The sequence below is a fragment of the Streptomyces sp. NPDC017943 genome (assembly GCF_044328425.1).
Taxonomy (GTDB): domain Bacteria; phylum Actinomycetota; class Actinomycetes; order Streptomycetales; family Streptomycetaceae; genus Streptomyces; species Streptomyces djakartensis_A.
The window spans coordinates 313,128-333,636 of the sequence record NZ_JBIRHH010000008.1 but is presented as its reverse complement, the minus strand read 5'-3'; the positions used below and the strand labels follow the sequence as shown (position 1 = coordinate 333,636).

Genomic DNA, 20,509 nt, shown 5'->3' with positions numbered 1-20,509 from the left:
GTTCGCGCAACGAAGCGAGGGCTCATGCATCCCCCCCTGTATCTGTCGGCCGAGTATCTGTCGGCCGAGCTGCGGCTCCCCACCAACTGGCTCGACTACACGATCCTCGGCATCTACTTCGTCGTGGTCCTCGGCATCGGCTTCGCCGCGCGCCGGTCGGTGAAGACCAGCCTGGACTTCTTCCTGTCGGGCCGCTCCCTGCCCGCCTGGGTCACCGGGCTGGCGTTCATCGCCGCCAACCTGGGGGCCACCGAGATCCTCGGCATGGCCGCCAACAGCGCCCAGTACGGCGTCTACACCACGCACTGGTACTGGATCGGCGCCATCCCGGCCATGGTCTTCCTGGGCCTGGTGATGATGCCCTTCTACTACGGCTCCAAGGTGCGCTCGGTCCCCGAGTTCCTGCTGCTGCGCTTCGACAAGGCGGCGCACCTGCTCAGTTCGATCCTGTTCGCCTTCGCGGCCATCCTCATCGCCGGCGTCAACCTGTACGCCCTGGCGATCGTCGTGGAGGCACTGCTGGGCTGGCCGGAGTGGGTGGCGATCGTCGTCGCCGGATTCTTCGTGCTGGCGTACATCACGCTCGGCGGCCTGTCCTCGGCGATCTACAACGAGGTCCTGCAGTTCTTCGTCATCCTGGCCGCGCTCATCCCCATCACCGTGCTCGGGCTGAAGAGCGTCGGCGGCTGGGACGGGCTGTCGGACTCCCTCACCGAGTCCCGCGGCGCCGACTTCATGACGTCCTGGGGCGGCACCGGCATCGGCAGCGACAACCCGCTGGGCGCCAACTGGCTGACCATCGTCCTCGGGCTCGGCTTCGTGCTCTCCTTCGGCTACTGGACGACGAACTTCGCCGAGGTGCAGCGCGCCCTGTCCGCCAAGAACCTCTCCGCCGCCCAGCGCACCCCGCTGATCGCCGCGTTCCCCAAGATCTTCATCGTGTTCCTGGTGATGATCCCGGGCCTGGTCGCCGCGGTCCTGGTGCCGAAGATCGGTACGGCGGACTCCGATCTGCAGTACAACGACGCCATCCCCTACCTGATGGAGCAGTTGCTGCCCAACGGCGTGCTGGGCATCGCCGTGACCGGTCTGCTCGCGGCGTTCATGGCGGGCATGGCGGCCAACGTGTCGTCGTTCAACACGGTGTTCACGACCGACATCTGGGCCAAGTACATCGTCCGGGGCCGCGAGGACGAGTACTACGTGCGCTTCGGCCGGCTCATCACCGCGGTCGGCGTCCTGGCGTCCATCGGCACGGCGTTCCTGGCCCGGTCCTTCTCGAACATCATGGCCTACCTCCAGACGCTGTTCTCCTTCTTCAACGTGCCGATGTTCGTGGTGTTCATCATCGGCATGTTCTGGAGGCGGGCATCGGTCAAGTCCGGCTTCTGGGGGCTGCTGGCGGGCACCACGGCGGCGATGGTCAACTACTTCGTCCTCTACAAGCAGGACGTCATCGACATCCCCTCCGACCAGGGGGCCAACTTCGTCTCGGCGATCGCGGGATTCGTCGCGGGCGCGGTCGTGATGGTGGCGGTGTCGCTGTTCACCAGGCCCAAGCCGGCGGCGGAACTCCAGGGCCTGGTCTACGGCACGACCTCTCCCGGCATGTCCGAGCCGCCGGCGCCCGGGGACGAGGCGTGGTACCGCAGGCCGGCGCTGCTGGGCTGGGGCGCGGTGATCCTGGCCGCGGCCTGCTACATCCCGTTCTCGTTCTGACGGGTCACGCTGTTTCGAGGGAGGATTGACAGATGTCCGAGTTCTACTCCGAGAAGGACGTGCAGCGGGAAGTCACCGAGCTGCAGGGCAAATCGGCGACGGCCGCCCGGCTGTTCGACATCCGCCGCATCATCGGCGGGCTGTTCGTGCTGTACGGCGTGATCGTCATGATCGCCGGCTTCACGGCGTCCGACGCCGACATCGACAAGGCGGAGGGCGTCAACATCAACCTCTGGACGGGCCTGGGCATGCTCCTGCTGGGCCTGTTCTTCCTGGTCTGGCTGAAGCTCCGGCCGGCGGCCCCGCCCCCGCCGGACGTCACACCCGACCAGGAGCCGCGGGACTGAGGCTCCCGCGACGACCGGCGCCCGGTCCCCGACCGGGCGCCGAGGCCGGCCGGTACGCCTCACGACGTCCGGTGGAGCTGCCCCACCAGGGCGGCGTGCGGCGTGTCACGGCTCCTGGTGCGGCGGGCCCGGCAGTGGGGTCGCTCGGTCCAGGAGGCCTGTGCGGGCTGCCAGGGCCGCTGCCTCCAGGCGGGAGCCGACGCCGAGTTTCATCAGGACCCGCTGGACGTGCGTGCGGGCCGTGGAGGGGGCGATGCCCATGCCCGCCGCGATCAGGCGCGTGTCCTCGCCGTCCGCGACGCGGACCAGCACCTCGACCTCGCGGGGCGTGAGCATCGACAGCAGCCGCTGCCCCTCGTCGTCCGGCTGGGCGGCGGGGTTCAGCAGCTCGGCGAACGCCCCCTGGAGCAGCTGCGGCGCCACGGCCGCCTCCCCCGCCCGGGCCTTCATGATCGCCCGCTCGACGCCCTCGATGCGCTCGTCGTGCCGGACGTAGCCCGACGCCCCCGCGGCGAAGGCCGCCGCGATGCCGCGCGGGTTCGGGACCGGTCCCAGCACCAGGACCGCGACCTGCGGCCGCTCCTGCTTGATCCGTACCACCGGGTCGAAGACGCCCGGCTCCGCCGGCGCGGCCGTGCCCAGCAGGCACACCTCCGGCGCCCGGGTGATCACCAGCTCCGCCGCCCCCGCGGCCGGCGCCGCCGCGGCCAGCACCCGGTGCCCCCGCAGCTTCAGCGCCGAGGCCAGCGCCTCGGCCAGCAGACGGTGGTCGTCGACCACCATGAGCCGCACTCCCATCGAGCAACCCCCCAGTCACCCCGGTCCCCCTGATGGAAGCCCCCCGGCTCCCCCGCTTCATGCCCCCGGAAGCTACACGCTTGTTCGACGCCGCGCTCCCCCTACCGGCGATAATCGCCCCGGATCGAGGAAATTCCTCGCATACGAGGTTGACCGGCCCAAACGCGAACGGTCCCGCCCCTGAACAGGGACGGGACCGCTGTGGCCACCGCTCGGTCGGAAACCGACCGGACGCCGATCAGCTCGTACCGAAACCGACCGCGAGGTACTCCTCGTTGCCCGACGTGGACCGCTTGCTCGCGTACACCCGGGACATGAACAGGTGCCCGTCGGCGTAGAGGTACTCGGAGTAGTCCGGGGACATCCGGCTCTCCACGTCCCGCACCTGCTCGGTCGTCGGGTTCTCCAGCAGCTTGGTCTGCTTGAAGCTGCCGCCGTCGATGCTGACGACCTGCCCGCCCTTGTCGTACGGCGGGCGCTTGTACGCGATCACGTTGCCGCCGTCCATGCGCAGCGGCGAGATCGTGTAGCCCTCGCCGGCGTCGGCCCGCTGGCCGGTCTGCTTACCGGTGGTGAGGTCGAAGGCGACGATCTCGTTGGTCTGGCTGTACTTGCCGGTGCCGTCGTGCTCCTCGGTCGGCAGGTACAGCCGGTTCGGGCCGACGGCGATGCCGGTGCAGTACTCGATGCGCGTGATGCCCTCGCAGCGGGCCGCGAACTGCTCGCCCGGCGCGGCGATGCGCGTGCGCAGCTTGCCGGTCTTGTTGTCGATGGAGAAGAAGTCGGAGATGCCGCTGCCGTCACCCGCGGAGTCGCCGACGTCGGCGGCCACGACGAGCGGGTCGGTCGACACCACGCTCGCGTACTCGATGTCCTCGGCCATCTTGTACTCGGAGACCACCTTCCCGGACTTCGGGTCGATGGTCTGGATGTGCAGCTGCCGCGCCCCGTACGACCCGCACTTGCGCACCGCGACGAGCCTCTCGCCGCCGCCGTACCCGGCGTCGTAGCAGGAGTCGCTCGTCTTGGGGCTCCACAGGAGCTTGCCGGAGGTGTCGAACGCGGCGCCGCCGCTGGTGCTGCCGACGGCCACGGTCTGTCCGCTGATCGTGACGTTGTTGAAGCTGATCGGGTCACCGCCCGTGTCGACCGTCTTGGTCCACAGCTTCTTGCCCCCGTCGAGATCGATCAGGGCGATCTGGCTGCACCCGTGCGAGGGCTGGGCCTTGGTGGGCATGGCCGGCTGGTAGAGGATCGCCGTCTTGCCGTCGTCGGTGGCGTGGCGGCTGGCCTGGCACACCGGGCCGGGCAGCGGAACGGTCCACAGCTCGGTGCCCTTGTCGCGGTCGTAGCCGACGATCTTGGCGATGCCGCTCTTGACGTACGCCTTGTCGGTGAGCCACGAGCCGGAGACGACGACGGTGCTGTCGTTCTTCACCTCGGGCGCCGGGACCTGGAAGAGGACCTTGGCGGTGGGGTCGGCCGGGGCCTTCTCCTCGCCGCCGGAGGCCCCGCCCTTGCCGTCGTCGGAGCCGCCGGTGCCACCGCTGGAGCTGGCGGTGTCGTCCTTCTTGCCGTCGCCGTCACCGGACTTGGCGTACCAGACGCCGCCGCCGATGATCAGCGCGATCGCGACGACCGCGGCGACGATGATGGCCACCTGCGCGTTGAACCCACCGCCGCCCTGCCGGCCGGCCTGCGGCTGCTGCGGCATGGCCCCCTGCGGGTAGCCGTAGCCGGGCTGCCCGTACGGCACCGTCGGAGGCTGCCCGTACCCGGGCTGCCCGTACGGGCCCGGCTGCTGGCCCGGGTAGCCGTAGCCCGGCTGCGGCTGCGGCGGCTGGGGCGCGCCCTGCGGGTAGCCGTAGCCCGGCTGCGGCGGGGCCGCGGGAGGCGTCTGCGGGGCCGTGGGGGGCGTCTGGGGAGCCGTGGGGGGCGTCTGCGGCGTCTGCGGCGTCTGCGGGTAGCCGTAGCCCGGTTCCGGGGCCTTGTTCAGGTTCGGGCCGCCGGGGGGCGGCGGGGTCTGCGGGGGCTGGTCCTGGGGCGGGCCGAACCCGCCTCCCTGCGGGGGCTGCTGGGGCGGCGGAGGGGGCGGCTGGGTCATGACGTGAGTACCTCGGGGAAGGGGACGGACGGCGACGGGGGGACAAGCGGTCCGGGAGGGCGGAGAGTCACTTGCCGTAGGCGAGCATCAACTTCTCCTTGGAGTCGTCGTTCCCGCTCAGCCGGGTGGTGGAGAGGTAGAAGCGCCCGTCGACCCAGTCGATGTCCTTGGAGAAGAAGCCCTTCTCGATGTCCGCGGCGCCCTGCGGGTTGCGCAGCAGCTCGACCGGCTTGTGGCCGGCGCCGCCGGTCGGGATGGAGACGACCTGGCCGCCCCCGTCGTAGGAGGGCTCCACGTAGGCGATGAGCTTGCCGTCCTCGACCTTCATCGGGACCATCGACTCCTCGGCCGGGGACTTCACCCGCCACTTCTCCTTGCCGTTCGCCAGGTTGATCGCGACGATCTCGTTGGCGCCGGTGGTCGCCTTGGTCGGCAGGTAGAGCGTGTCGTCGTCGGCGGCGACGCCCTCGCAGCCCTGGAGTTCCCGCGCGAGGATGGCCCAGCCGCACTCGGGGGCGAAGTCCTCGTCGAAGCCGACCTGGGAGCGGAACTTGCCGCCGGAGGTGAAGGTGGAGATGTTCCAGGCCTTCTTGTCCTCGTTGGTGCTGTAGATCACCAGCGGGTTCATCGAGTAGGCGCGCGCGACCCGCCAGCCCTTGTCGAACTTCTGCGTCCAGCGGACCTTGCCGGTCCTCGGGTCGAGTTCCTGCACCTCGTCGTGCTGGTTGTTCCCGCCCGCACCGCAGGAGGAGACGGCGACGAGCCTCTCGCCGCCGGCGAACGCGGCCGGGAAGCAGGTGTCGCCGTAACGCTTCTTGTCGAAGAGCTTCTTGCCGCTGGTGACGTCGTACGCCGTGCCCGACTGGGAGCGGCCCACCATCAGCGTCTTTCCGGTGACGGTCAGCTCCACGGACAGGGTGGAGTCGAACAGGGCGCCGTCGGCGACCTTCTGCGTCCAGCCCTTCTTGCCCGTGTCGAGGTCGATCTCCTGGAGCTGGTTGCACTTGGCGCGGTCGCTGCTGCCGCTCATGTACGCCACGACGATCTTGTCGTCGGCCGTCTTCTGCGGGGTCGTCGCGCAGATCTTCTGCGGGAAGGTGACGGTGTCCCAGGCGGGCTTGCCGTCGGCCACGCCGAACGCGAGGAGCTGCTTGTAGGCGGCCTTCACGGCGGTCTTGTCCGTGATCCACATGCCGGGGGCCTCGGCGCCGGAACCGGGCGCGTCGGGCGCCTCCTTGTACCAGAGGACCTTGGCCTCGCCGGCCTTGCGGCCCTCGTTGAGGTTGTCGGGGTCCTCGCCGCCGTCGCCGTCGCCGTCACCGGGGTTGACCGGTGCGGAGGAGCCGCCCTTGGGGTCGTCGCTGCCCTGCGCGACCGGCTTCTTGTCCCCCTTGTCGTCTCCCGTCGCGGTGACGGCCCACACGGTGCCGCCGACCACGAGCAGCGCGGCGACGGCCGCGCCGATGACGGCGGCGGGCTTGCCCTTGAAGGGGCCGCGCGAGCCGCCGGGGGGCGGGGTGCCGGGCCCGCCGGGGTAACCCGGCTGCTGCGGGTAGCCGTAACCGGGCTGCCCGTACGGCCCCGGCTGCTGCGGCTGCCCGTACGGCCCCGGCTGCTGCGGCTGGCCGTAGGGTCCGGGGGCGTAAGGGCCCGGCTGCTGCGGCTGCCCGTACGGCCCGGGCTGCTGCGGGGGCTGCTGGGGGTAGCCGTAGCCGGGCTGCGGCGGTGTCTGGGGCGGGCCCTGGGGTGGCGGCGGGGTCGGTGCCCCGAAGCCACCGCCCTGCGGCGGCGGGTCCTGCGGTGCTCCGAAGCCACCCTGCGGCGGCTGACTGGGCGGCTGAGACATCAGTCGCTCCCCCCGTTTCACTGATTTTTCGCCACGCCCTGAGGCACCGGAGCGCTCAGAGTCGTTCCATAAAGTTCTAAGACGGCTCTTTCTATCACCCCGTTCCGACAAGCGAACGGGCCGTCCCATCCCCTGTTCCCAAGGGAGGACCGGCCCGTGATGCCCTCGTTACGCGCCTTCACGCGCCCTTCACGCGTCTTCGGCGAGTTCCAGCCAGCGCATCTCCAGCTCCTCGCGCTGACCGGCCAACTCGCGCAGCTCGGCGTCCAGTTCGGCCACCTTCGCGAAGTCCGTGGCGTTCTCGGCGATCCGGGCGTGGAGCTTGGTCTCCTTCTCGGAGACCTTGTCGAGCTGCCGCTCGATCTTCTGCAGCTCCTTCTTGGCCGCGCGCTGGTCGGCGGCGCTCCTCTCCGGGGCGGCGGTCTGCTGCGCGGCGGCGGGGGCCGCGGCGGCCGCGGCCTCCTCCATGCGCCGGCGCCGCTCAAGGTACTCGTCGATGCCGCGCGGCAGCATCCGCAGGGCGCCGTCCCCGAGCAGCGCGAACACCCGGTCGGTGGTGCGCTCGACGAAGAACCGGTCGTGGGAGATGACGATCATCGAACCGGGCCAGCCGTCGAGGACGTCCTCCAGCTGGTTCAGCGTCTCGATGTCGAGGTCGTTGGTGGGCTCGTCGAGGAAGAGGACGTTGGGCTCGTCCATGAGCAGCCGCAGCAGCTGGAGCCTGCGGCGCTCACCGCCGGACAGGTCGCCGACCGGCGTCCACTGCTTCTCCTTGGAGAAGCCGAACGTCTCGCACAGCTGACCGGCGGTCATCTCCCGGCCCTTGCCGAGGTCGACGCGCTCGCGCACCTGCTGCACGGCCTCCAGCACGCGTGTGGCGGGGTCGAGTTCGGCGACCTCCTGGGAGAGGTAGGCGAGCTTGACGGTCTTGCCGACGCGGATGTGCCCGCCCGCGGGCTGGGCCTCCCCCTCCGTCCGGGCCGCCTGGGCCATGGCCCGCAGCAGGGAGGTCTTGCCCGCGCCGTTGACCCCGACGAGGCCGATCCGGTCGCCGGGGCCGAGCTGCCAGGTGACGTGCTTGAGCAGGACCTTGGGGCCGGCCTGGACGGTGATGTCCTCCAGGTCGAACACGGTCTTGCCGAGCCGGGTGGAGGCGAACTTCATCAGCTCGCTGCTGTCGCGGGGCGGCGGGACGTCCTTGATCAGCTCGTTGGCGGCCTCGACGCGGAAGCGGGGCTTGGACGTGCGGGCGGGGGCGCCGCGGCGCAGCCAGGCCAGCTCCTTGCGGACCAGGTTCTGGCGCTTGACCTCCTCGGTGGCGGCGATGCGCTCGCGCTCGGCCCGGGCGAAGACGTAGTCGGAGTAGCCGCCCTCGTACTCGTAGACCGCGCCGCGCTGGACGTCCCACATGCGGGTGCAGACCTGGTCCAGGAACCAGCGGTCGTGGGTGACGCAGACGAGGGCGGAGCGCCGGGTCTGAAGGTGCCGGGCGAGCCAGGCGATGCCCTCGACGTCGAGGTGGTTGGTGGGCTCGTCCAGGACGAGCAGGTCCTGCTCCTCGATGAGGAGCTTGGCGAGGGCGATGCGACGGCGCTCGCCGCCGGAGAGCGGGCCGATGACGGTGTCCAGGCCCTTGGGGAAGCCGGGCAGGTCCAGTCCGCCGAACAGGCCGGTCAGCACGTCCCGGACCTTGGCGTCGCCGGCCCACTCGTGGTCGGCCATGTCGCCGATGACCTCGTGGCGGACGGTGGCCTCGGGGTCGAGGGAGTCGTGCTGGGTCAGCACGCCCAGCCGCAGCCCGCCCGAGTGGGTGACGCGTCCGGTGTCGGCCTCCTCCTGCTTGGCGAGCATGCGGATGAGGGTGGTCTTGCCGTCGCCGTTGCGCCCGACGACACCGATGCGCTCCCCTTCGGAGACGCCGAGGGAGACGCCGTCGAGCAGGGCACGGGTGCCGTACACCTTGCTGACGTTCTCGACATTGACCAGGTTGACGGCCATTACTCTCCTGCCAAGGGGGATGGATCGACCCTCAAGGGTAGTCCGGCACGGGGGTGCTCCGGCGGGGCGTCCGCGCGCCTGCCGGGCGCCGGCCGCCGCGCGCGCTCAGCGGCCCGTGAGCGTCGCCCCCGGAACCGGTCCTGCTGCCGTCCTGGCCGTGCGGCAGGTGCCGGAGGAGACGAGGGCCTGCGCCACCGCCGCCGCCGAGTCCGGGTCGCGGACCAGGAAGGCCGTGGTCGGGCCGGAGCCCGAGACCAGGGCGGCCAGGGCGCCCGCGGCGCGGCCCGTGGCGAGGGTGCCGGCGAGTTCCGGGAAGAGGGAGAGGGCCGCGGGCTGGAGGTCGTTGGAGACGGCCGCGGCGAGCGCGTCCGGGTCGCCCTTGGCCAGGGCGGCGAGGAGTTCCGGTGCGGCGACGGGCTCGGGGATGTCCGTGCCCTCGCCCAGCCGGTCGAACTCCCGGAAGACGGCCGGGGTCGACAGGCCGCGCTCCGCCATGGCGAAGACCCAGTGGAAGGAGCCGCCGACCTCCAGGGGCGTCAGCCGCTCGCCCCGTCCGACGCCGAGGGCGGCCCCGCCGACCAGGCTGAACGGCACGTCGCTGCCCAGCTCGGCGCAGATGTCGAGCAGTTCCTCGCGGGAGGCGCCCGTGCCCCAGAGCGCGTCGCAGGCGAGCAGCGCGCCGGCGCCGTCCGCGCTGCCGCCCGCCATGCCGCCGGCGACGGGGATGTCCTTGGCGATGTGGACGTGGACGTCGGGGCTGCGGCCGTACCGCTCGGCCAGCGCGATCGCCGCCCGGGCCGCCAGGTTCGTGCGGTCCAGGGGCACCTGGTCGGCGTCGGGGCCCTCGCAGGTGACGCGGAGTTCCGCGGCCGGGGCGACGGTGATCTCGTCGTGGAGGCCGACGGCGAGGAACACGTTGGCCAGGTCGTGGAAGCCGTCGGGGCGGGCGGCGCCGACCGCCAGCTGGACGTTGACCTTGGCGGGGACGCGGACCGTGACGCTCACGCGGACTCCTCCGGCCGGACGGGGGCCGCCTTGTGCTCGGCGATCCGCGCGAACTCCTCCACCGTCAGGGACTCGCCCCGGGCCTGCGGCGAGACGCCGGCGGCGACGAGGGCCTCCTCGGCGGCGGCCGCGGAGCCCGCCCAGCCGGCCAGCGCGGCCCGCAGCGTCTTGCGGCGCTGGGCGAAGGCCGCGTCCACCACGGCGAAGACCTCCGCCTTGGACGCCGTGGTCTTCAGGGGTTCGGTCCGGCGGACCAGGGAGACCAGGCCGCTGTCCACGTTCGGCGCGGGCCAGAAGACGTTCCGGCCGATGGCGCCGGCGCGCTTGACCTGCGCGTACCAGTTGGCCTTGACCGAGGGGACGCCGTAGACCTTCGAGCCGGGGGCGGCGGCGAGCCGGTCGGCGACCTCCGCCTGGACCATGACCAGGGTGCGCTCGATGGTCGGGAAGGTGTCCAGCATGTGCAGCAGCACCGGGACGGCCACGTTGTAGGGCAGGTTGGCGACCAGCGCGGTCGGGGCGGGCCCCGGCAGGTCGGTGACGTGCATGGCGTCGGAGTGCACGAGGGCGAACCGGTCGGCGCGCTCGGGCATGCGGGCCGTGACGGTGGCGGGCAGCGCGGCGGCGAGCACGTCGTCGATCTCGACGGCCGTGACCCGGTCGGCGGCCTCCAGCAGTGCCAGGGTGAGCGACCCGAGCCCCGGGCCGACCTCGACGACCACGTCGTCGGGGCGGACCTGTGCGGTGCGGACGATGCGGCGGACGGTGTTCGCGTCGATCACGAAGTTCTGTCCGCGCTGTTTGGTGGGGCGTACGCCGAGGGCTGCCGCGAGTTCTCGGACGTCGGCGGGGCCGAGCAGGGCGTCGGGGGCGGGGCTGGTCACGGGGACAAGGGTACGGGGAGGGGTGCGGGGGGTCGCGCACCCGGCCGCCGGGCCCGCTACTGGTGCAGCCGCCCGCCGCAGTGCGGCCAGGGGCTCGCGCCCCGGCGCACGTACAGCTTCTTGGCCCGGTAGGTCTGCTCCGCCGCCGGGGCGTCCTGGGGGCGGCCCCGGCCGCCGAGCTTGTGCCAGGTGTGGGTGTCGAACTGGTACAGGCCGCCGTAGGTGCCCGAGGGGTCGACGGCGTCCGGCCGGCCGCCGGACTCGCAGGCGGCCAGGCCCTGCCAGTTCAGGTGGTCGGCGCCCCGCACCGACTCCGGGCGGGGTCTGGTGCCCACCTTCACCTCCTGCGGGCGCGGCGCGCGCACCACTTCGGAGGTCAGCCGGCGCGGTGTCTGGCGGACGCCGTTGACCGTGCGCACGGCGTAGGTGATCCGGCGCAGGCCCGGCTCGCCGGGACTCGCGACGACCTCGGTGCCCCGGAACAGGGTCGGGTCGTCGGTGCGCCGCACCTGGAAGGGGATGGCCTCCTCGCGGATCTCCCGGCCTCCGGTGATGCGCAGGACGGTGACGGTCTGCCCGTCGCGCGGGAAGCTCGTCTGCGCGACCGAGGTGGTGTCCTGGCCGCGCAGGGTGATCCCGGCCTGCTCGACGGCCTCCCGGACGGTCGCCGCGTTGGTGCGGACGGTGCGGGCGCGGCCGTCGGCCATGATCGTCACGGTGCGCTCGGTGCGGACGTCCAGGGTGAGTCCGGCGTGCCCGATCGGCCGGGAGCGCGAGGTGGACACGTACGCGCCCTCCTGCCGTACGCCCAGCTGGCGCAGGACACCGGCGACCGTGCGGGCCGTCGTCCACACCTCGCGCCGGTGGCCGTCGAGGGTGAGCCGCACCGGGCGGGCGTGGAGCACGGACACCTCGTCGCCGTTGCCGAGGCCGGCGCCGTGCCCGGGGGTCACCACGTCGTGGGCGCCGACTTCCACGCCCTCCTCGGCGAGCAGCTCGGTGACGTCGTCGGCGAAGGTGTGCAGCGTGCGCTCCTGGCCGTCGACGCTCAGCTCGATCGCCTTGTCCTCGGCGACGAACGCCGTGGTGCCGCCCGCCAGGAAGGCCACGACCAGGGCCTGCGGGAGCAGGCGCAGCACGGAGCTGTCGGGGCGTTCGACGAGGCGGGTGCGGCGCCGGCGCGGGGATCTGCGGTGCGAGCCGGTGCGCGAGGCGGCTCGCGATCCGGCGCGCACCCCCGCGTCGCCGTCCGGGTCGTCACGCTCCGTGCACGCGGGCGGGAGGTCGCCGGCCGGTGCGCCCTGGCGGGGCAGACCGGGCAGGGTCGGGCCCTCGTAGGCGGGGCGGTAGGTGTCCGCGTAGGCCGGCCGGTAGGGGTCCGCGTGGGCGGGCGTGCCGTACGCGAGGGTCTCGGCGCTGTGCAGATCGGCGGGCGGCACGGCGAGGCCGCCGTACGCCGCCTCGGCGTAGGCCGGGCCGTACGTCTGGTACGTGTCGTACTGCGGGCTGCTCACGCCGACAGGCTCCAGGGGCCGGGGGGAGTCCAGAGGGGTCCGGATCGGGCCCCCAGAACCTAGCGGAGCGCTCGTCACTCTCCAAAGCGACGCGACTACGCACAGTCGTGCGGGAGAGGCCGAGGGGTCAGTACCCGAACGCGCGCGCGGTGTTCGCGCCGAGCGCGGTGGCCAGCGTGTCCTCGTCGGTGCCGCGCACCTCGGCCAGGGCGCGCACGGTGATCGGCACGAGGTAGGGGGCGTTGGGCCGACCCCGGTAGGGCACGGGCGTGAGGAAGGGCGCGTCGGTCTCCACCAGCAGCAGCTCCAGCGGGGCCACCGCCACGGCGTCGCGCAGGTTCTGGGCGTTCTTGAAGGTGACGTTGCCGGCGAAGGACATGAAGTAGCCCGCGGCCGCGCAGATCTCCGCCATCTCGGCGTCGCCGGAGTAGCAGTGGAAGACGGTCCGCTCGGGGGCGCCCTCCTCCTTCAGCACCCGCAGCACGTCGGCGTGGGCCTCGCGGTCGTGGATGACGAGGGCCTTGCCGTGCCGCTTGGCGATCTCGATGTGGGCGCGGAAGGACCGCTCCTGCGCGTCCTTGCCCTCGGGCCCGGTGCGGAAGTAGTCGAGTCCGGTCTCGCCGACGCCCTTGACCTGCGGGAACGCGGCCAGCCGGTCGATCTCGGCGAGGGCCTCGTCCAGGGCCGCCGGGCCGCCCGGTGCGCGGGCGCCCTGCCGGGACCAGCCGTCGGGGTCGCCGTGGACGATCCGGGGCGCCTCGTTCGGGTGCAGCGCGACCGTGGCGTGGACGGCGTCGTGCGCGGCGGCCGTCTCGGCGGCCCAGCGCGAGCCCGCGAGGTCGCAGCCGACCTGCACGACCGTCGTCACTCCGACCGACGCGGCCTTCGCCAGGGCCTCCTCGACCGTGCCGGACTGCATGTCCAGGTGGGTGTGGGAGTCGGCGACCGGTACCCGCAGGGGGTCCGGCAGCGGGGGCGCGGTGTGCTTGTCGGGGTCGTTGGCAGGCATGCCCCGATCCTACGGAAGGGCGACGCCCTCCCCCGCGGGGGAGGAGGCGGGGAGGGCGTCGACGGCAAGGGGAGCCGGACGGGTCAGCTCGCCTTGCGCTGGAAGGGGTGCAGCAGGTCGGACAGGTGCCAGTGGTGCTGCACCCGCGGGGTCCGGGCGGCCGCGGCCTCCGGGACGGGTGCCTCGACGGGTCCGGCGGGCGGCGGCACCCGGCGGGAGCCGTACGCGGCGTCCCGGGCCGACGCGACCCGTCCGGGCCGCATGATCCGCACGACGTGCCCGTCGCAGTTGTGGCAGGCGGGCCTGCTCAGCGGGGAGGGCACGACCCGGCCGTCGGCCACGTAGAGCACGAACTCGTGCCCGGTGGCGTCCGTGTGGTGCTCTATCTCGTACGACTGCTCCCAACCGTGCCCGCAGCGCATGCAGGCGAAGGAGTAGGACTCGTTGACGACGGCACTCGCACCGGCGCGAAGCCCGGTCCGCCCTGCGATCTCACTCATGCCGGCTCCTGTTCCGCTGTGGCGTGGGAACGGTTGCGTCCCCGCACCCCAGTGGACTCCCCGGCCGGGCGGACGGCAGCAGACCTGTCGACGAATTGGCCCCGATTTGGGCGGCCCTTGTCCCAGGGGCAGATCACCTTTGCCCACCCATGGGGCGCACGCTCAAACGACAAGCGCCCTGCTCACAGGCGTGTGCGGGAGTCAGCCGGCGTTCTTCGCGGCGACCACGGCGTCGAAGACGACCCTCTTGGGCACTCCGGCCTCCTGGGCCACGGCGGCGATCGCCTCCTTGCGGCGCTCCCCCGCCTCCTCGCGCGTGCGCACCCGCCGCACGAACTCCTCGGGCCCCACGTCCTCGGGTCCCTTCTCGGGCGCGCCCTCGACCACCACGGTGATCTCGCCGCGCACCCCGTCGGCGGCCCACTCGGCGAGTTCGCCCAGACCGCCGCGCCGGATCTCCTCGTAGGTCTTGGTCAGCTCCCGGCACACCGCGGCCCGCCGCCCGGCGCCGAACACCTCCGCCATCGCCGCCAGCGTGTCGTCCAGCCGGTGCGGGGCCTCGAAGTACACGAGGGTGCGCCGCTCGTCCGCCACCTCCCGCAGCCGCCCGAGCCGCTCCCCCGCTTTGCGGGGCAGGAAGCCCTCGAAGCAGAACCGGTCCACGGGCAGCCCCGACAGCGCCAGTGCCGTGAGCACGGCGGACGGCCCGGGCACGGCCGTCACCCGCACGTCCCGCTCGACGGCGGCGGCGACCAGCCGGTAGCCCGGATCGGACACGGACGGCATGCCGGCGTCCGTGACGAGCAGCACCCGCGCCCCGCCCACCAGTTCCTCGACCAGTTCGGGCGTGCGCGCGGCCTCGTTGCCCTCGAAGTAGGACACCACCCGCCCCCTGGGCGTGACGCCGAGCGCCTGGGTCAGCCGGCGCAGCCGCCGCGTGTCCTCGGCGGCGACGACGTCGGCCCCGGCCAGTTCCTCGGCGAGCCGGGGCGGGGCGTCCGCGATGTCGCCGATGGGGGTGCCTGCGAGTACGAGGGTTCCGGTCACGCCCCCATCCTCCCAGGGGCGGAGGATGCGGACGCATACCGGTCATGGACGGGACTCACACAGCACGGTTCCCTACGATGGCGCGGTGACCAGTACCGCGTCCTCCACGGACACCCGGCAGGGCCAGGCGCCGCTCGAGCAGCGGCCGCCCTGGCAGCAGCGGCTGCGCCGCTTCGGCTACCAGGGGCAGCCCGGCAGCGACGCCGGTGACGTCCGGGACCGGCTGGTGCCGCCGTACACCGAGCCCTCCCCGCGGCTGTGGGGGGCGCTCGGCGTGCCGCACGCCCTCGCGGGGCGGCTGGTGCGCTGGTCGGGCTGGATCGGGCCGCTGCTGGTGACGCTGCTGGCGGGGGTCCTGCGGTTCTGGAACCTGGGCAGCCCCCGGGCGGTGATATTCGACGAGACGTACTACGCCAAGGACGCCTGGGCGCTCGTCCACCGCGGCTTCGAGGTGAACTGGGCGAAGAACGCCAACGACCTGGTCCTGTCGTCGGGCGGGAACGTGAAGCTCCCGACCGACGCGGCGTACGTCGTGCACCCGCCGGTCGGCAAGTACGTCATCGGGCTGGGCGAGCTGATGTTCGGCTTCGACCCGTTCGGCTGGCGGTTCATGACGGCCCTGCTCGGCACGCTGTCGGTGCTGCTGCTGTGCCGGATCGGCCGGCGCCTGTTCCGCTCGACGTTCCTGGGCTGTCTGGCCGGTGCGCTGATGGCGCTGGACGGGCTGCACTTCGTGATGAGCCGCACGGCGCTGCTCGACGGTGTGCTGATGTTCTTCGTGCTGGCCGCGTTCGGCTGTCTGCTGGTCGACCGGGACCGGGCCCGCGCGCGGCTGGCCGCGGCGCTGCCCGTGGACGCCGACGGCCGGGTCCGGCCCGACCGGTACACGGCCGAGACGGCCCGTCTGGGGTGGCGGCCCTGGCGCTGGGGGGCGGGCCTGATGCTGGGTCTGGCCATCGGCACCAAGTGGAACGGCCTGTACATCCTGGCGGCGTTCTGCGTGATGGCGGTGCTGTGGGACGTCGCCGCGCGCCGCGTCGCCGGTGCCCGGCACCCGTACACGGCGGCCCTGAAGCGGGACACTGGCCTGGCGTTCGTCGCCACCGTGCCGGTCGCCCTGCTGACCTACCTCGCCTCCTGGACCGGCTGGTTCCTGTCCGCCACCGACGGTTCCGGCGGCTACTTCCGCAACTGGGCGGCGACCGACGGCAAGGGCGGCAGCTGGACGTTCCTGCCCGACTGGCTGCGCAGCCTGTGGCACTACGAGCACCAGGTGTACGAGTTCCACGTGGGGCTGTCCTCGCCGCACACGTACCAGTCCAACCCGTGGAGCTGGCTGGTCCTGGGCCGCCCGGTGTCGTACTTCTACGAGTCGCCGGCCCCCGGCAAGGCCGGCTGCCCCGCCGACGCCGGCGAGAAGTGCGCCCGCGAGGTGCTGGCCCTGGGCACGCCGCTGCTGTGGTGGGTGGCCTGCTTCGCGGTGCTGTACGTGCTGTGGCGCTGGTTCTTCCGCCGCGACTGGCGCGCCGGGGCCATCGCCTGCGGCATCGCGGCGGGGTACCTGCCCTGGTTCATGTACCAGGAGCGCACGATCTTCTTCTTCTACGCCGTCGTGTTCCTGCCGTTCCTGTGCCTGGCGGTGGCGATGCTGCTCGGGGCGATCGTCGGGCCGCCCCGTTCCGGCGACACCCGCCGGGTCGTCGGCGCGACGGCCGCGGGCGTCCTGGTCCTGCTGATCGCCTGGAACTTCATCTACTTCTGGCCGATCTACACCGGTCAGGCCGTCCCGATCGACGACTGGCGCTCGCGGATGTGGCTGGACACGTGGGTGTGAACGGTGTTCGGTCAAAAATCGAAACTCCGGTACCACCAGTAACCGCTTGCGCATAGAGTGCCCCCGATCGAGCTTCTGAACGCGTTCAAACGGTCGCGTGCGGCTCAACGGGGAGGGGCGCCCAATGGGCAAGGGGGTCAAGGCCGCCGTCATAGGCGGGGTGTTCGCGGTGATGGTGGGCGGGGCCGGCTACGGCGCCTACAACATCCTCGGGGCGCTGGACGGCGACGGCATCGGCGGGGTCGCCGCCGAGAAGAAGTCGGGGCCGCCCGACGAGGACGAGGTCGAGGAGACCACGGACGCGTTCTTCAGCGCCTGGGAGAAGGGCGAGAGCGTCCGGGCCGCGTCGTACACGAACAACGACGCGGACGCCGGCCGGGTGCTGAGCGCCTTCGCCGACGACGCGCACATCACCGCCGTGCGCGTCACCCCCGGCCCGGCGAAGGGCACCACCGTGCCGTACACGGTCAAGGCGAAGGTGTCCTACGGCGGGAAGTCCGCGCCGCTGACCTACCGCAGCGAGCTGAAGGTGGTGCGCGGCGTGACCACCGGGCGGGCGCTGGTCGACTGGCAGCCCTCGGTCGTGCACCCGCGGCTGAGGAAGGACGACACCCTGGTCACCGGGCAGTCGGCCGACCCGCCGGTCGAGGCCCTCGGACGGGACGGGTCGAAGCTGACGAAGGAGAAGTACCCCTCCCTCGGACCGGTGCTGGACGCCCTGCGCGAGAAGTACGGCGAGAAGGCCGGCGGCTCGCCCGGCGTCGAGCTGGTCGTGCGGCACGCCGGCGGGAGCGCTCCCGACACCCCGCTGCTCACCCTCGCCAAGGGCAGGCCGGGCCGGCTCACCACGACGATCAGCCCCACCGCGCAGGCCGCTGCCGAGAGGGCGGTCAAGCGGTTCGCCCAGTCGTCGGTGGTCGCCGTCAAGCCCAGCACCGGCGAGGTCCTGGCCGTCGCCAACAACCGCGCCGACGGCTTCAACGCGGCCTTCCAGGGCCAGGCCGCCCCCGGCTCCACCATGAAGATCATCACCGCAGCCATGCTCATCGACAACGGCGTGACCTCGATGAACGGCCCGGCGCCCTGCCCCGACACGGCGACGTGGCAGAGCCAGACGTTCAAGAACCTGACGGGCATGAAGCCGAACGAGGACGCCACGCTGGCCGACAGCTTCCTGCGCTCCTGCAACACCGCCTTCGTCAAGCTCATCGACGAGAAACCGCTGACGGACGCCTCGCTGAGCCAGGAGGCCGAGCGGCGCTTCGGGCTCGGACGGGACGACTGGAAGACCGGCATCGCCTCCTTCGACGGCAGGGTTCCCGCCGTCGAGGGCCCGGACCGGGCCGCCGGGGCCATCGGCCAGGGCCAGGTGCAGATGAGCCCGCTGAACATGGCCTCGGTCACGGCGACCGCGATCACCGGCGCCTTCCGCCAGCCCTACCTCGTCCCGCCCGGCCTGGACGACCGCCGGCTGGCCCGGGCGGAGGGCCTGAGGGCGGGCACCGCCGCGCAGCTGAAGCAGATGATGCGGCTGACCGCGACGCAGGGCACCGCGCGGGAGGCCATGAGCGGGCTCGGCGGCGACATCGGCGCCAAGACCGGCTCCGCCGAGGTCGAGGGCAGCGCCCGCTCCAACAGCTGGTTCACCGGTTTCCGGGGCGACGTCGCGGCCGCGGCCATGACCGAGCAGGGCGGCCACGGCGGCGACGCGGCCGGGCCGATTGTCGCAGCCGTGCTACGAACAGGAGGCTGATCCCGCCTCCACCCGACGGGACTCTAGGGTGGGGGCCGGCGTTGGGACAGCCGAGGGCGGCGGGGGGCCCAGGGGACTTGCGGAGGAACGAACAGCAGTGGGCAACAGAAGGCGCGTCGCCGAGCGACGGAAGACGAACCCCGCGGTGATCGGCTCGGTGCTCGCCGTCGTCGTCGGCGGAGCCGGGTTCGGCGCCTACGCGCTGTTCGGCGGCGACACCGCGGCCGACAGCGGGTCACGCGCGGTGTCGGACGAGAAGCCCGAGGTCAGGACGGGCCCGCTGGCCCGCACCGAGGTCACCGCCGCCGCCCGCGCCTTCCTCGGCGCCTGGCAGTCCGGCGAGGTCGCGCGGGCCGCCGCCGCCACCGACGACACCGCCGCGGCGAAGGCCCTGCTCACCGGCTACAGCAAGGACGCCCACATCAAGGACGTCACCCTGACCCCGGGCCGGCCCAGCGGCGCCGAGGTGCCGTTCGCCGTCAAGGGCACCGTCTCCCACAAGGGCACCGACAAGCCGCTGGCCTACGACAGCGCGCTGACCGTCGTACGCCGCGCCGGTGACGGCAAGCCCGTGGTCGACTGGCACGCGACGGTCGTCCACCCGGACCTGAAGGACGGCGACCGGCTGGTCACCGGCGAGGCGGGCACGCCCCCGGTGAAGGCGCTGGACCGCGACGGCGGCGAACTCACCACCGCGAAGTACGCCTCCATCGGCCCGCTCCTGGACGGCCTGCGCGAGAAGTACGGCAAGGAGGCCGGCGGCACGGCCGGCATCGAGCTGCGCGTCGTGCGCGGGAAGGCCGCCAAGGGCAAGGACCTGTCCGACAAGACGCTGGTGGAGCTGAGCGAGGGCACCCCGGGCACGGTCAGGACGACCCTCGACCCCGGTCTCCAGGCGGCGGCCGAGCGGCAGGTCGCCCGCAAGGCCCGGTCGTCGGTGGCCGTGCTGCGGGTGTCGACGGGTGAGATCCTGGCCGCCGCGAACGCCTCCCGGGGCTTCAACACCGCCCTCCAGGGCTCCCTGGCGCCCGGGTCGACGATGAAGGTCGTCACCTCCTCGCTGCTGATCGAGAAGGGCCTGGCGTCGGCCGACAAGAAGCACCCGTGCCCCAAGTACTTCACCTACGGGCACTGGAAGTTCCAGAACGACGACAAGTTCGAGATCAAGGGCGGCACCTTCAAGGCGAGCTTCGCCCGCTCCTGCAACACGGCCTTCATCAGCCAGGCGCCGAAGCTGAAGAACGACGACCTCACCAAGCAGGCCCAGCAGGTGTTCGGTCTGGGGCTGGGCAACTGGGCGATCGGGGTGCCGTCCTTCGACGGTGCGGTGCCGGTGCAGTCGGCCGCGCAGATGGGGGCGTCGCTGATCGGCCAGGGCGGGGTGCGGATGAACCCGCTGAACATGGCGTCGGTGTCGGCGACCGTGAAGGCCGGCACCTTCCACCAGCCCTACCTGGTCTCCCCGGACGTCGACGGGCGCGAGCTCGCCACCGCGTCCCGCACGATGTCGGCGAAAACCCTGTCGCAGCTGCGCGAGCTGATGTCGTACACGGCCCGGTACGGCACGGCCGCCGAGGCGATGGCCGGGGTCGGCGGCGACACGGGCGCCAAGACGGGATCGGCCGAGGTCGACGGGCAGAGGAAGCCGAACGGCTGGTTCACGGCCTACCGGGGCGACCTCGCCGCGGCGGGTGTGGTCCAGCAGGGCGGGCACGGCGGATCCACGGCCGGGCCCATCGTGGCGGCGCTGCTGAAGGCCGGCGGCTGAGGCCGCAGGGTCAGTGGGTGACGGGTTCGGCGGCGGCCGTGTAGGTCCGCCGCAGGAACCGCAGCAGCGTCGGCCGCTCGAACTGCACCACCGACACGCCCTGGGCGGAGTGGAACTCGACGATCGTCTGCACCCGGCCGCAGGGCCAGACCCGCACCTCACCGCTGCCCGCCGGGCTGCGCAGCCCCTCCTCCAGCAGGCGGCGGTCGAACCGCCACTCGCGCCCGCCGGCGCCGGGCAGCCGCACGGTGACGCAGCGGGGATCGCCGTCGGGGTCGTACCGAAGACTGACCGGGACCGCCTGGAGTTCGTCGATCAGGGGCACCGCCGTCTCCGTGATGATGTGGGCTCGCGCGTACTGCTCGACTACGGACATCGGACAG

At 72.5% G+C, this 20,509-nt stretch carries 16 protein-coding genes; 5 read left to right on the top strand and 11 right to left on the bottom strand.

Translation table 11 applies throughout. The features are described 5' to 3' along the window. The first annotated feature begins 24 nt into the window (after positions 1-24). Together ACH4C6_RS26470 and ACH4C6_RS26465 are read left to right on the top strand one after the other, a co-directional pair. Positions 25-1,719, top strand: coding sequence for a sodium:solute symporter family protein (locus ACH4C6_RS26470; RefSeq protein WP_398111078.1), 1,695 nt, complete (start codon positions 25-27; stop codon positions 1,717-1,719). 32 nt (positions 1,720-1,751) lie between these two features. Then, positions 1,752-2,066: a hypothetical protein gene (locus tag ACH4C6_RS26465; protein ID WP_398111077.1), complete on the top strand. Its 315-nt coding sequence runs from the start codon at positions 1,752-1,754 to the stop codon at positions 2,064-2,066. Between the two features lie 105 nt (positions 2,067-2,171). On the opposite strand, the gene ACH4C6_RS26460 is transcribed toward ACH4C6_RS26465, so the two are convergent. The 10 genes from ACH4C6_RS26460 to rsmI all read right to left on the bottom strand — a co-directional run bounded on the left by ACH4C6_RS26460 (position 2,172) and on the right by rsmI (position 14,771). Further along, the gene (locus tag ACH4C6_RS26460) at positions 2,172-2,864 is read right to left on the bottom strand and encodes a LuxR C-terminal-related transcriptional regulator (RefSeq protein WP_398111076.1); all 693 of its coding nucleotides are present in this window, start codon (positions 2,862-2,864) and stop codon (positions 2,172-2,174) included. 238 nt (positions 2,865-3,102) lie between these two features. Next, complete coding sequence (locus ACH4C6_RS26455; protein WP_398111075.1) at positions 3,103-4,968, bottom strand: PQQ-binding-like beta-propeller repeat protein; 1,866 nt, start codon at positions 4,966-4,968, stop codon at positions 3,103-3,105. Between the two features lie 67 nt (positions 4,969-5,035). Then, the gene (locus ACH4C6_RS26450) at positions 5,036-6,814 is read right to left on the bottom strand and encodes a PQQ-binding-like beta-propeller repeat protein (RefSeq protein ID WP_398111074.1); all 1,779 of its coding nucleotides are present in this window, start codon (positions 6,812-6,814) and stop codon (positions 5,036-5,038) included. Positions 6,815-7,003: 189 nt separating this feature from the next. Beyond that, a complete protein-coding gene (locus ACH4C6_RS26445) occupies positions 7,004-8,812 on the bottom strand; it encodes an ABC-F family ATP-binding cassette domain-containing protein (RefSeq protein ID WP_398111073.1) in 1,809 nt (602 codons plus the stop codon). A 105-nt stretch (positions 8,813-8,917) separates the two neighbouring features. Next, a complete protein-coding gene (locus ACH4C6_RS26440) occupies positions 8,918-9,817 on the bottom strand; it encodes a 4-(cytidine 5'-diphospho)-2-C-methyl-D-erythritol kinase (RefSeq protein ID WP_398111072.1) in 900 nt (299 codons plus the stop codon). After that, positions 9,814-10,701 (bottom strand): 16S rRNA (adenine(1518)-N(6)/adenine(1519)-N(6))-dimethyltransferase RsmA, encoded by an 888-nt coding sequence (gene rsmA, locus ACH4C6_RS26435; protein WP_398111071.1) that lies wholly within the window; start codon positions 10,699-10,701, stop codon positions 9,814-9,816. Before rsmA ends, ACH4C6_RS26440 begins: the two co-directional genes overlap by 4 nt. A gap of 56 nt (positions 10,702-10,757) precedes the next feature. Then, entirely contained in the window at positions 10,758-12,215 is a 1,458-nt protein-coding gene (locus ACH4C6_RS26430; RefSeq protein ID WP_398111070.1) for a ubiquitin-like domain-containing protein, read from the bottom strand. A gap of 127 nt (positions 12,216-12,342) precedes the next feature. After that, entirely contained in the window at positions 12,343-13,224 is an 882-nt protein-coding gene (locus tag ACH4C6_RS26425; RefSeq protein WP_398111069.1) for a TatD family hydrolase, read from the bottom strand. Between the two features lie 83 nt (positions 13,225-13,307). Beyond that, positions 13,308-13,724, bottom strand: a complete 417-nt coding sequence (locus ACH4C6_RS26420) for a hypothetical protein (protein WP_398111068.1) — start codon at positions 13,722-13,724, stop codon at positions 13,308-13,310. A 201-nt stretch (positions 13,725-13,925) separates the two neighbouring features. Beyond that, a complete protein-coding gene (gene rsmI / locus ACH4C6_RS26415; protein ID WP_398111067.1) occupies positions 13,926-14,771 on the bottom strand; it encodes a 16S rRNA (cytidine(1402)-2'-O)-methyltransferase in 846 nt (281 codons plus the stop codon). An 85-nt stretch (positions 14,772-14,856) separates the two neighbouring features. On the opposite strand from rsmI, the gene ACH4C6_RS26410 reads away from it, so the two are divergent. The 3 genes from ACH4C6_RS26410 to ACH4C6_RS26400 all read left to right on the top strand — a co-directional run bounded on the left by ACH4C6_RS26410 (position 14,857) and on the right by ACH4C6_RS26400 (position 20,126). Beyond that, positions 14,857-16,605 (top strand): dolichyl-phosphate-mannose--protein mannosyltransferase, encoded by a 1,749-nt coding sequence (locus ACH4C6_RS26410; RefSeq protein WP_398111066.1) that lies wholly within the window; start codon positions 14,857-14,859, stop codon positions 16,603-16,605. A gap of 124 nt (positions 16,606-16,729) precedes the next feature. After that, entirely contained in the window at positions 16,730-18,358 is a 1,629-nt protein-coding gene (locus ACH4C6_RS26405) for a penicillin-binding transpeptidase domain-containing protein (protein WP_398111065.1), read from the top strand. 97 nt (positions 18,359-18,455) lie between these two features. Beyond that, positions 18,456-20,126 carry a penicillin-binding transpeptidase domain-containing protein gene (locus ACH4C6_RS26400; protein ID WP_398111064.1) on the top strand — a complete coding sequence of 557 codons (1,671 nt, stop codon included), beginning with the start codon at positions 18,456-18,458 and terminating at the stop codon, positions 20,124-20,126. Positions 20,127-20,136: 10 nt separating this feature from the next. Here ACH4C6_RS26400 and ACH4C6_RS26395 read toward each other — a convergent pair whose 3' ends face one another. Next, positions 20,137-20,502, bottom strand: a complete 366-nt coding sequence (locus ACH4C6_RS26395) for an SsgA family sporulation/cell division regulator (RefSeq protein WP_398111063.1) — start codon at positions 20,500-20,502, stop codon at positions 20,137-20,139. Between the last annotated feature and the right edge of the window lie 7 nt (positions 20,503-20,509).

What these genes read in the sequence shown, in the direction of transcription:
- ACH4C6_RS26470 (WP_398111078.1), top strand. Translation starts at nt 25, where the DNA reads ATGCATCCCCCCCTGTATCTGTCGGCCGAGTATCTGTCGGCCGAGCTG.
- ACH4C6_RS26465 (WP_398111077.1), top strand. Translation starts at nt 1,752, where the DNA reads ATGTCCGAGTTCTACTCCGAGAAGGACGTGCAGCGGGAAGTCACCGAG.
- ACH4C6_RS26460 (WP_398111076.1), bottom strand. Translation starts at nt 2,864, where the DNA reads ATGGGAGTGCGGCTCATGGTGGTCGACGACCACCGTCTGCTGGCCGAG.
- ACH4C6_RS26455 (WP_398111075.1), bottom strand. Translation starts at nt 4,968, where the DNA reads ATGACCCAGCCGCCCCCTCCGCCGCCCCAGCAGCCCCCGCAGGGAGGC.
- ACH4C6_RS26450 (WP_398111074.1), bottom strand. Translation starts at nt 6,814, where the DNA reads ATGTCTCAGCCGCCCAGTCAGCCGCCGCAGGGTGGCTTCGGAGCACCG.
- ACH4C6_RS26445 (WP_398111073.1), bottom strand. Translation starts at nt 8,812, where the DNA reads ATGGCCGTCAACCTGGTCAATGTCGAGAACGTCAGCAAGGTGTACGGC.
- ACH4C6_RS26425 (WP_398111069.1), bottom strand. Translation starts at nt 13,224, where the DNA reads ATGCCTGCCAACGACCCCGACAAGCACACCGCGCCCCCGCTGCCGGAC.
- ACH4C6_RS26420 (WP_398111068.1), bottom strand. Translation starts at nt 13,724, where the DNA reads ATGAGTGAGATCGCAGGGCGGACCGGGCTTCGCGCCGGTGCGAGTGCC.
- ACH4C6_RS26405 (WP_398111065.1), top strand. Translation starts at nt 16,730, where the DNA reads ATGGGCAAGGGGGTCAAGGCCGCCGTCATAGGCGGGGTGTTCGCGGTG.
- ACH4C6_RS26395 (WP_398111063.1), bottom strand. Translation starts at nt 20,502, where the DNA reads ATGTCCGTAGTCGAGCAGTACGCGCGAGCCCACATCATCACGGAGACG.